The 10,263-nt window shown below is 71.4% G+C and carries 6 protein-coding genes; 2 read left to right on the forward strand and 4 right to left on the reverse strand.

The features are described 5' to 3' along the window. Positions 1–25 precede the first annotated feature (25 nt). Positions 26–1,069 carry a TauD/TfdA family dioxygenase gene (locus tag Q664_RS05920; RefSeq protein ID WP_043390817.1) on the forward strand — a complete coding sequence of 348 codons (1,044 nt, stop codon included), beginning with the start codon at positions 26–28 and terminating at the stop codon, positions 1,067–1,069. Positions 1,070–1,080: 11 nt separating this feature from the next. Continuing rightward, entirely contained in the window at positions 1,081–4,305 is a 3,225-nt protein-coding gene (locus Q664_RS05925; protein WP_043390782.1) for a non-ribosomal peptide synthetase, read from the forward strand. A gap of 192 nt (positions 4,306–4,497) precedes the next feature. Here the strand turns inward: Q664_RS05925 and Q664_RS56105 are convergent, their stop codons facing one another. The 4 genes from Q664_RS56105 to Q664_RS05945 all read right to left on the reverse strand — a co-directional run bounded on the left by Q664_RS56105 (position 4,498) and on the right by Q664_RS05945 (position 10,083). After that, on the reverse strand, positions 4,498–7,659 hold the full coding sequence (locus tag Q664_RS56105) for a protein kinase domain-containing protein (RefSeq protein ID WP_084609551.1): 3,162 nt from the start codon (positions 7,657–7,659) through the stop codon (positions 4,498–4,500). Positions 7,660–7,928: 269 nt separating this feature from the next. Further along, the gene (locus Q664_RS05935) at positions 7,929–8,492 is read right to left on the reverse strand and encodes a hypothetical protein (RefSeq protein ID WP_043390784.1); all 564 of its coding nucleotides are present in this window, start codon (positions 8,490–8,492) and stop codon (positions 7,929–7,931) included. Beyond that, the gene (locus tag Q664_RS05940; protein WP_152621937.1) at positions 8,489–9,508 is read right to left on the reverse strand and encodes a M28 family peptidase; all 1,020 of its coding nucleotides are present in this window, start codon (positions 9,506–9,508) and stop codon (positions 8,489–8,491) included. The genes Q664_RS05935 and Q664_RS05940 overlap by 4 nt, the downstream gene beginning before the upstream one ends. Then, positions 9,505–10,083 (reverse strand): hypothetical protein, encoded by a 579-nt coding sequence (locus Q664_RS05945; protein WP_043390788.1) that lies wholly within the window; start codon positions 10,081–10,083, stop codon positions 9,505–9,507. The genes Q664_RS05940 and Q664_RS05945 overlap by 4 nt, the downstream gene beginning before the upstream one ends. Positions 10,084–10,263 lie beyond the last annotated feature (180 nt).

Genomic DNA, 10,263 nt, shown 5'->3' on the forward strand with positions numbered 1-10,263 from the left:
CATGCGAAACCAGGGAAGGCACACCATGAAGAAGGCACTGCCCCAGGTGAAGCGCCGCGAAATCGCGGAGTCCGGCGAGGATTGGGTCCGCTTCGAGCCCCTCCCGTCCGGGCCCTCCCTGCCCGTGCTCGCCCGGCCCACGCTCCCGGGTGTGGACCTCGCCGACTGGGCCAGCAAGCACCGCGCTCGCGTGGACGAACACCTGCACCGCCACGGCGCCGTGCTCTTCCGTGGCTTCGACATCGCCTCCGCCGAGGCCCTGGAGCGCTGCATCCGCGCCGTGGCCGACGAGTCCCTCCCCTATGAGGAACGCTCCTCGCCACGCTCGCAGGTGAGCGGCAACGTCTACACCTCCACGGACCACCCGCCCGCCGAGCACATCTTCCCGCACAACGAGCAGTCCTATAACCAGGCCTTCCCCCTGCGCCTGTTCTTCTGCTGCGTGACGCCCGCCCAGGAGGGAGGCCGCACCCCGCTGGTGGACTCGCGCCGCGTGTTCCAGCGCCTCCCGCCCTCGCTGCGCGCCCGCTTCCTGGAGCAGGGCTACACGTACGTGCGCAACTTCGGCGGCCAGTTCGGCCTGAGCTGGCGGACGGCCTTCCAGACGGAGTCTCCCGCCGAGGTCGAGGCGTACTGCCGCCGCAACCACATCCAGTTCGAGTGGCGCGAGGGCCAGCGGCTGAGGACACGTCAGGTGCGCCGCGCCGCCGGGCTCCACCCCGTCACGGGCGAGCCGGTGTGGTTCAACCACGCCACGTTCTTCCACGTCTCCACGCTGCCTCCCGCCGTGGCCTCGGCGCTGCTCGCGGAGTTCGGCGAGGAGGAGCTGCCCAACAACACCTGGTACGGCGACGGCTCGCCCATCGAGCCCGAGGTGCTGGAGACGCTGCGCGCCGCCTACCACGCCGAGACGGTCTCCTTCCCCTGGGAGCGGGGAGACCTGCTCGTCGTCGACAACATGCTCGCCGCGCACGCGCGCACGCCCTTCTCCGGCCCGCGCGAGGTGCTCGTCGGCATGGCCCGCCTCTTCCCCTGGGACGACGTGCGCCCCGTCCCCGCCCTCTCCTAGGAGACTCCGCCTTGTCCTCCTCCAACGGCTTCCGTCTGTCTCCGCAACAGGCCCACCTCTGGGCGCAGCTCGTCCCGAGCCCAGACACGCCCTACCGCGCGCAGTGCGTGGTGGAGCTCCGGGGCCCACTGGACAAGCAGCGCCTCGAGCGCGCCGTGCGGGAGGTCGTCTCCCGGAACGAAATCCTCCGCACCACGTACCGCCGGCTCCCGGGCACGGAGACCGCCATCCAGGTGCCCGGAGACGTGCCCGCCACCGTGCTGCGGGAGCTCGACTGGACGGGCCCCCGCGCGCAGTGGTGGAGCCACCTGCTGGAGGATCTATTGCTCGGCCCCTCCGAGGACCCGTGGAGCTACACCCCCGAGGAGCGCGCACCCGAGGAGCCGGGCGGCCTGTGGCTGGCCACGCTCGGTCCCGAGCGGCATCTGCTCGTGGTGGACCTCCCAGCGCTCTCGGCGGACCGGCAGGGACTGGCCTGTCTCGTGCGCGAGCTGGCCGGGGCGTGGGCCGCGCAGGGAGGCGGTGAGCCCCTGCCCGAGCCCGCCATGCAGTACGCGGACGTGTCGGAGGTGTTCCAGCAGCTCCTGGAGTCCGAGGACGCCCGTGAGGGCCAGCGTCACTGGGAAGGCCTCGCGCTCCCCGACCCGGACACCCGCGCACCCGAGCGGACCTTCAGCCCCAGCTCATGGCGGCCGAGGGAGCTGCCCCCCGGCTTCACCGCCTCCGTGAAGGCCGCGGCCAGCCGCATCGGCGTGCCGGTGACGACCTTCGTCCTGGCGTGCTGGCAGCTCCTGCTGGCCCGCCGCTCCGAGCGCCTCGAATGGTCCGTGGCGGTGCGCTTCGATGGCCGCACCTACGAGGGACTGGACGAGGCGATCGGCCTCTTCGAGCGCTACCTGCCGCTGCGGTGCGAGGTGCGTGCCCGCGCCCGCTTCGCCGACTTCGCCCGCGAGGTGGCCCGGGCCACGCAGGACACCGGGGCATGGCAGGAATACTTCGACGTGGCCAAGGCGCCCCCCTTCCCCTTCGCCTTCGAGGACGTCACCTGGCCCGAGGAGCGCCACCACCACGGCCTCACCTTCACGACCCTGCGGCTGAGCGCCTGCACCAGCCGCTTCGAGCTCAAGCTGAGCTGCGGGCAGCGCCAGGGGATGCTCGACCTGGAAATCCAGGCGGACAGCGCACACCACTCCACTGAAATGATGGGGGAGCGGCTGCTGACGCTACTGCAGACGGCGGCCGCGAATCCGGAGCGCACGCTGGAGTCGCTGCCGGTGATGCACCGGAACGAGCTGCAATGGCTGGAGTCCCTCAATCGCACCGAGCGCCCCCATGACACCGCGGGCAGCTTCCCCGAGCGCTTCGCCGCCGTGGTCCGGAGCACCCCGGGCGCGCTCGCCGTCGCCTTCGAGGACGAGCGGCTCACGTTCTCCGAGCTGGCCTCCCGCGCCCACCAGCTCGCGTGGCACCTGCGCTCGCTGGGCGTGGGGCCCGAGACGCGCGTGGGCCTCTTCCTGGAACGCTCGGTGGAGCAGCTCGTCGCCCTGCTCGCCATCCTCCAGGCCGGCGGCGCCTTCGTGCCGCTCGATCCGCTCTACCCCCGCGAGCGCCTCGGCGCCATGCTCCAGCAGGCCGAGGCCTGGCTCGTCGTCACCCGCTCCCACCTCCAGTCCCTGCTCCCCGAGGGCGTGGCCAGCACCGTCCTCCTGGACGCCGACGCCGAGCGGATCTCCAGCGCGCCGGACAGCGCCCCGGAGGTTCCCATCACACCCGAGCAGCTCGCCTACGTGCTCTTCACCTCGGGCTCCACGGGCAGGCCCAAGGGGGTGATGATCCAGCACCGCTCGCTGCTCAACCTCGCGGCCACCCTGCACGACACCGTCTACGAGGGCCGAGGCCCCGGACTGCGCGTCAGCCTCAACGGGCCGCTCGTCTTCGACACCTCCGTCAAACAGTGGGTGCAGTGGCTCAACGGCCACTCGCTGCACCTCGTCCCCGAGGAGGCCCGCCTGGACGCCTCGCGGATGCGGGGTTTCGTGCGGCGGCAGGCGCTCGATGTGCTGGACACCACACCCTCGCTGCTGACGCCCCTGTTGGAGCAAGGCCTGGGCCGTGAGCCGGACTTCTCCCCCGCGCTCGTCCTGGTGGGCGGAGAGGCCATCACTCCAAGCACCTGGACGGAGCTGCGCGCACGCCCGCGCACGCGCTTCGTGAACATGTACGGCCCCACCGAGTGCACGGTGAACGCCACCACCTGTCCCGTGGCCGATTCTCCCGAGCCCACCCTCGGCGGGCCGCTCGGCAACGTGCGCGTGCACCTGCTGGACGCGTACCTGCGCCCCGTGCCCCCCGGTCACCCGGGCGAGCTCTATATCGGTGGCGCGGGCGTGGGCCGTGGCTATATCGGCCGTCCCGAGCTCACCGCCGAGCGCTTCATCCCCGACCCATCCGGCGCGCCGGGCTCACGCCTCTACCGCACGGGGGACATGGGCCGCTGGCGCGAGGATGGCCGCATCGAGTTCCTCGGCCGCGCCGACCATCAGGTGAAGCTGCGTGGCCTGCGCATCGAGCTGGGCGAAATCGAAGCCGTGATGCGCACCCACCCCGAGGTCGGCGAGGTCATCGTGGTGCTGCGCGAGACGCAGCCGGGAGAGCAGCACCTCGTGGGCTACTTCGTCCCGCGACGGGGCCTGCCTCCGGGTGCCGGGGCGGAAGGGCGCGAGCTGGCCCACCAGCTCCGGAGTCTGATGCGGCAGACGCTGCCCGAGTTCATGGTGCCATGGGCCCTGGTGCCGCTCGCGCGCCTGCCGCTCACGCGCAACGGCAAGGTGGACCGCGCCGCGCTACCCGACCCGCGCGCCGCCTCGCGTGAGACCCACGTCCCCTACGAGGCCCCCACCCACCCGCTCGAGCAGACCATCGCGGCCATCTGGCAGGAGGCGCTCGAGGTCGACAAGGTGGGCCTGCACAGCAACTTCTTCGACCTGGGCGGACACTCGCTCCTGATGGTCCAGGTGCACGAGAAGCTCGCCGCGGCCTTTGGCCGGCGCTTCTCCATGGTGGAGCTCTTCCAACACCCCACCGTCGCCGCGCTCGCCCGGCACATCGGCCAGGCCCAGGGTGGAGCGGCGGCCCCCACCCAGAGCCAGCAACGGCTCGAGGACCGGGCCCAGAAACAGCGTCAGGCCCTGCAACAGCAGGCCCTTCTCATCAAGGCGGGCAGAGGGAGGAAGTGAGCCACCATTGAGTGAGCCACCATCGACGGAGCAGCCCCTCCGGACCCGATGACGAGCAACTGGTCCAACAGTCGGACCAGTGGGTGAAGCACGCGGCCAGGAGGTCCGCCGGGCGCGGTCTTCCGAAACTTGTCCAACTGTCGGACAAGTTCGTGAAGAGCGCGCCCGGGAGGCTGCCTGGGCTCACGCGGCTCAGGCGCTCGCGGAAGCGGAGGCCGGGGTCATCGCCGCCGTCACGGGAGCCGGAGCCGGAGCCACCGACGCCCGGCGAGGCTGCAACGCGCGCCGCAGCTTGGCCACCAGCACCTCCGGATTGACGGGGTACGTGAGGACGTCGTCCGCACCGGCATCCAGGCCGGCCTCCACCAGTCCCGGGTCCTCCGGGGGCGCCAGCACGAAGATGGGCAGCGCGGCCGTCTCCGACGTGGAGCGCAACGAGCGCGTGAGCTCGGCACCATCCCCGTCCGGGAGCCGTGAGGCCACCACCAGGGCCTGGCTGCCCTCGGACAGCAGCACACGGGCCCGGGCGGCGGAGCCGGCGAGCACCACCCGCACCCCATCCGCGAGGAAACGGGCCTGGAGCGCCGAGGCCCGTGCCGCGTTGGGCTCGGCGAGCACCACCGTGTGCGTGGCCTTCTCGCCCAGCACCAACTCCATCACCTCCGCGGAGAGCGCCTCCAGGGCCGCCGCGGGCAGCTTCGCCTCGGCGCGCAGCTTGACGAGCGACTGCGACGCGGCCGAGGCCCCCAGCATGGCCGTGCCCGCCACCTCCAACAGCGACACCGCCGCGGCCAGCGCCTGGGTGGCCTTGTCCGCCTTCTCCGTCAGTGGAGCCGCGTCCCGGGTGCACGCCCCGATGAGCCCGGCCAGCTCGCCCGCGTCCCGGCCGAGGATGGCGCGCATCGCCTCGCACGACGGCCGGGTGAAGCGCTCGCCCCCGCCCATCTCCTGGAAGGCCGCGAGCGCCAGCGCGTAGGCCACGGCGGAAGCCCGCTCGGCCTCCGCACGCCCCGCGCCGAGCCGCCGGGCCACGCGCCGGGCCAGCTTGGCCAACGCCGCGCCCTGCACGCCCACCCCACCGAGCGCCGCGAGCGCCGCGTCCACCACGCGCGCATGCAACCGCGCCGCGCGGCTCAACGGACCGGCCTCGCCTCCGAGCGCCTCGGCCAGCGAGGGCAGCACACGCACCTCCATGGAGGGCGCCACCGTCATCAACCGCGCCACCACCAAGGGCGCGTCCGGCACCGTGTCCGAGGCCACCAGCGCCACCTCGGTGCCGCCCAGCGCCACGGCCTTCTCCACGTCCGCGGCGCCGCTGCCCGAGGCCGCCACACCCTGGCGCGTCAGCAACCGCACCGCCGCGTCGCGCAGCTCCGGGTCGTCCGACACCACCAGCATGGTGCGCGCCATCGAGGCGGGCGTCGCACGCAGCACCGGCGGCGGGGGCGCGGGCACGGGCTCGAGCACCGGCGGCGGGGCCGCGGGCGGCGGCGTGGGCGCCGAGGAGATCTCCTCGAAGGCGGACTCGTCCAGCAGACGCTCGCGCGTGCGGGTGTGCTTGTCGGCGTAGGGGGTGACCCCCTTGTCCGACTCCGAGCCCGCCAGCGGCATGATGTTGGACCAGTCGTCCATCTGGTCCGGGTCGTAGCCCCGGTAGAAGCGGCCGATGGCGCGGCGGATGGCGCCCTCGGTGGCGTAGATGCCGCGCACGGAGCAACCGGTGATGAACTTCAGCTCGTCCAGGCGGGCCAGGTCGCGCGGCTCGCGCATGGCGCACACCAGCTCCTTGGACTGCTGGGCCACCGGCACCGCCTCGAGCCGCTCGGCCTTCTCCACCGGCAGCAGCGACAACAGCGCCTTGGGCACCGGCATGGTGCGCAGCACCTTGTCCGAGACGAAGGAGATGCCGCCCTGCTCGCCGAGGGCGCGGACCACGTCCTCCTCGGTGACGAGCCCCTCGGCCACGAGCAGCTCGCCGATGCGGCCGCCGGTGCGCTTCTGCCGCTCCAGCGCGCCCTTGAGCTGCGTCTCCGACAGCCGGCCCGAGGCCACCAGCATCTCCCCCAGCTTGCGGCGCGCCGGGCGCATCACGCGCGTCTGCGTCGGCAGCGAGAGGGAGGTGTTGAGGCCGGGCTGCGCCCCCGTGCGCACACCGGCGGGAGGGCCCACCTGCATGGTGAGGGAGGTGTTCCGCGCGGCGGGCTGCGGAGGCACCTGCATGGTGAGGGAGGTGCCCGCGCGCGCCTCGAGCGGCGGAGGCGGCGGCGTCAACCGGGCCGGGTCCGTCACCGCCCGCATCGAGGGAAGCGACGAGGTGCCCGGACGCGGTCCCCCCGGGAAGGGCGGGCGCGAGCGCACCGAGGTGAGCGTCTGCGGGCGCTGCAACCCCGCGTCCGAGCCGAGGCGGATCTCCTCGCCCCGGACCTCGGTGGCCCCGTCCAGCGGCGAGCGGCGGTCGGGGAAGCAGCGCGAGAAGAGCGCCGCCACGTCCTGCGGCCCCACGCGCAGCCGGTGATCGAAGAGGAAGTTCTGCAGCGCGTCCGAGATGTCCCGCGCCCGCTGGAAGCGCGCGGACGGCTCCGGCGCCAGCGCCCGGGTGACGATGCTCCAGAGCGCCGGAGGCACTCCCGGCACCGGCGCCAGGCTCTTCACGTCGAACTGGGCGATGTTGCGCAGCGTCAGGAAGTAGTCCGGCCCGCTGAAGAGCTGCCTGCCCGCGAGCAGCTCGTACAGCATCAGGCCGATGAGGAAGAGGTCCGCGCGCTGATCCACCTCCGCGCCCTTCACCTGCTCCGGCGCGAGGTAACCCGCCTTGCCCTTCACCACGCCCGCCTGGGTGCCGCTCTGCGCGTTGGCCGCCTTGGCGATGCCGAAGTCCGCCAGCTTCACCTCGCCGCTGCTGGCCACCATCACGTTGGACGGGTTGACGTCGCGGTGGATGATGTTGAGCGGCCGGCCCATCGCGTCCACGCGTCCGTGCGCGTACGCCAGGCCCTCCGTCACCTGCTGGACGATGAAGCACACCTCGCGCAGGCCCAGTGGCACCTGGTGGCCCGCGGCCCCGCGCTGCACCGCGCGCAGGTTCTCCCCGTCCACGAACTCCATCACCATGTAGTACTGGCCGGTGATGGAGCCCAGGTCGAACACCTGCACCACGTTGGCGTGCTGCAGGCACACCGTCAGCTTGGCCTCGCGCAGGAACAGCTCCACGAACTCCCGGTCCTGCGCCAGCGACGGGAGGATGCGCTTGACCGCCACCGGCTTCTCGAAGCCCTCGGCCCCGACCACCTTGGCCAGGAACACCTCCGCCATGCCGCCTGCCGCGAGCTTGCGGATGAGTCGGTATGTGGCCATGCCGGCACCTCCCCCATCTCCCTTGGTTCCGTGCTCGGTATGCGCACGGAAGAGGGGGTTGGTGAGTGCCCTTCGCCCCGGGACGTGATGAACGTCCACCCGGCGGCACTCGGTTGACGCACCGCGCACCCGGGGCGTTCACAGGTGGTCAACCCGATGGGCCCCCGGTCCCGGTGGGCCCCTCTACGGCACGGGGGCAGGTGGCGGCACATGTGCCTCCACTCCGCCAGGCCCGTATCCGGTTGGATCAGAAAATTCGAAGCGGACGGCTAGAACGAGACGCCCACGTCGATGAGGTTGAGCTGGTAGGCCACGCCGACCCCGGGGAACTCCGGGCTGACGCCCACGCCGAACTCGAGGATGGACAGCTGAGCGCCCTCCACGGTGAATCGCGCCGGCGCCAGCAGCAGGCCCAGGGCGACGGGCGGGATGCGGTTGACGGAGGGATGATCCGAGGAGAGGAACGACAACCGCTCGCCGAAGAAGCCGGTGAGCGTCGCCAGGGCGGCCGGGGTGTAGAAGCCGATGCGGTGCTGCATGCCGGCCGCCACCTGCACGGGCACGACATTGCCGAAGTTCATCAGGTAGCCCACATCCGCCTGGAGGATGAAGCGGTCCTGGATGATGTCGCGCACGCCCACCGAGCCGCCGAACAAACCGGTGGAGCGGTTGGGCGCGAGGTACGCCTGGACGCCGCCGCGGCTGTAGACGGAGAACTGGTGGACGGGCGTGGACGCGGCGGCGGGCTGCGCGTCTTCGGCGCGGGACACCGCCGGGACGAGCCCGAGCGCCACGAGGGCCGGCGCCAGCACGGGCAGGAGGGCGCGCTTCATGGCTGGACTCCCGCCCAGTAGGCGATGGCCGCGGCGGAGAGCTGCACCGCCTTGCGGAACATGGGGGGATTCAGCAAGTCCATGGTGTCCTTCTCGTTGTGGTAGCCGGGGTTGCGGAAGTAGGCCGTGTCACTGATGAAGACGGCCTCGTGGCCGCGCAGCCAGAAGGGGCCGTGGTCACTGCGCAGCAGCGGGGCGTTGCCGGGGTTGTTGCCCAGGCCACTGGCCACCACGCCGAACGTGCGCATGGTGTCGAACGACTCGTTGAGCGCCATGAACTCGTTGACGCGCTCCAGGGAGTTGTCGTTGCCGATCACCGCCAGGAAGTTGGCCTCGGAGGGAGCGGGCAACCCGAGGGAGGTCTGCTGCGAGCCCGGGGTATCGTTGTAGTAGCCCAGGCTGTCGAAGTTCACCGTCAGCACCACTTCCTTGCTGCTCCCGAGCGACTCCACGTAGCGGTGGCTGCCCACGTAGCCCAGCTCCTCGAGGTCGAAGCCCACGAAGCGCAGCGTGCGGTCGAACTTGTACTGGGACAGGACGCGCGCCAGCTCCAGCACCGCGGCCACGCCCGTGCTGTTGTCATCCGCCGCCGCGTAGTAGACGTCGAAGTGGGCGGAGATGAGGATGACCTCCTCCGGGTACTTCACGCCCTTGTACTCGGCGATGACGTTGGAGACGGTCAGCAGATCCTTGGCCACCACCTCGCGGCGCACCGGAAGGTCCAACTGCTCGAGCCGCCGCTGCATGTACTCACCCGCCTTCTCGTGGGTGAGGTTGCACAGCTCCGGGTAGACGGAGGTGTTGGGGCCCAGCAGCTCGCAGTCAAACGGCTTCTCGGACTTGTGCTCCGCCACCAGGTCGGCCACGGTGCCCATCAGCCGGTCCTGGTCGATCTGACTGGCGATCTCCTCGAGGACGGGGAGCTTGGACTCATCCAGCGGGGTGACGGGCGTACAGGCGGAGGCGCCCAGCAGGGCCGCCGCGAGCAACATCGGACGGGGAAAAGAGCGGTTCACAGGGAGACTCCCACGCGAAGCAGGGTGACGCGGATGACGGCAGAGGCGCCCAGGGCCGGCCCGCTCGCACCGAAGTTGAACTCCAGGCCGCTCAGCATCACACGGCCCAGGTGGAAGCGGAGCGGCGCCGCGCCGAAGCCGAAGTACCAGGGGCCCACCATGTCCTTCTCCAGGTTGCCGCCGTCGTTGTCCGCCAGCAGCGGGTAGAGGCTCGCCATGCCGCCCACGCCGAACTCGGGACCCACCAGGCCCTCCCAGATGCCGAGCCGGGCCGACAGCCTGGCCTGCGCATAGACCTCCAGGGGCATGCTCCTCAGCCTGGTGGGCAGGCCGCCACGCACACCACCGCCAACCCACACCCGGCTCCAGAATCCCTCGGACGCCAGGGCACGGCTGTAGGCCAGATCCGCCGTGTAGACGGTGGGCGAGAGGCTGTAGAACGAGGCATAGGCGATGCTGGTCGCCCCGAGCGAAAGCTCATGCGCCGGAGACTTCTTCTCGGGGGACTCGGCCAGCGCGGGCGGGGCCAGCAGCGCCACGCAGGCCGCCATCCACTTCATCCAGTTCTGCTTCATGTCGGGGGCTTGCTCCTGAGCGGATTCCGGACGTGCGGGGACCTGCCGCCACTGCCTCTAGCCGCCTCCGCCACCACACCCCTGGAAACTTGCGTCAGTATTCGACGGCAGAATAGCTTCTGTCCAGTATCGAAACAGGAACGTCACAACAGGTAGCACTACCTGTTGGGATGTTTTGCC

This window comes from Archangium violaceum Cb vi76, assembly GCF_000733295.1.
In the GTDB taxonomy this organism is placed as follows: domain Bacteria; phylum Myxococcota; class Myxococcia; order Myxococcales; family Myxococcaceae; genus Archangium; species Archangium violaceum.

Excerpts from the sequence above, each read along its gene's own strand:
- Q664_RS05920 (WP_043390817.1), top strand. The coding sequence starts at position 26 with ATGAAGAAGGCACTGCCCCAGGTGAAGCGCCGCGAAATCGCGGAGTCC.
- Q664_RS56105 (WP_084609551.1), bottom strand. The coding sequence starts at position 7,659 with ATGGCCACATACCGACTCATCCGCAAGCTCGCGGCAGGCGGCATGGCG.
- Q664_RS05935 (WP_043390784.1), bottom strand. The coding sequence starts at position 8,492 with ATGAAGCGCGCCCTCCTGCCCGTGCTGGCGCCGGCCCTCGTGGCGCTC.
- Q664_RS05945 (WP_043390788.1), bottom strand. The coding sequence starts at position 10,083 with ATGAAGCAGAACTGGATGAAGTGGATGGCGGCCTGCGTGGCGCTGCTG.